Source organism: Acinetobacter johnsonii (genome assembly GCF_048551975.1).
Lineage (GTDB): Bacteria > Pseudomonadota > Gammaproteobacteria > Pseudomonadales > Moraxellaceae > Acinetobacter > Acinetobacter johnsonii_A.
Window position 1 is genome coordinate 1 of the sequence record NZ_JBIMCF010000335.1, and the last position, 249, is coordinate 249.

Sequence of the window (249 nt, forward strand, 5' to 3'; positions counted from 1 at the left end):
GGACTGACCATGCCGCGGCCCTGGGCGCCACACATCGGCGAGGCCGCCGGCCTCTTGCTGATCGCGGCCCCGCTGATCGCCTACGAGGCACACATCAACGCCCACGCGGTGCCCACGACGTGGCTGACGCTCATCATCGTGGGCGTCCTGGCCGGCCCGGTCTACAAGGCCGGCCGCGCCCTCGCCCGCGAACGCATCGTCCAGGCTGAGCACGAGCAGCTGCTCCCCGCAGCCCAGGCCGCGCTTAGG

General features: G+C 72.7%; 1 protein-coding gene. It reads left to right on the plus strand.

Annotation, left to right across the window (positions count from 1 at the left end; all coding sequences use genetic code 11):
- The coding region (locus ACG9ZB_RS17715) for a hypothetical protein (protein ID WP_419326894.1) at nt 1-249 on the plus strand (249 nt) is incomplete at both ends.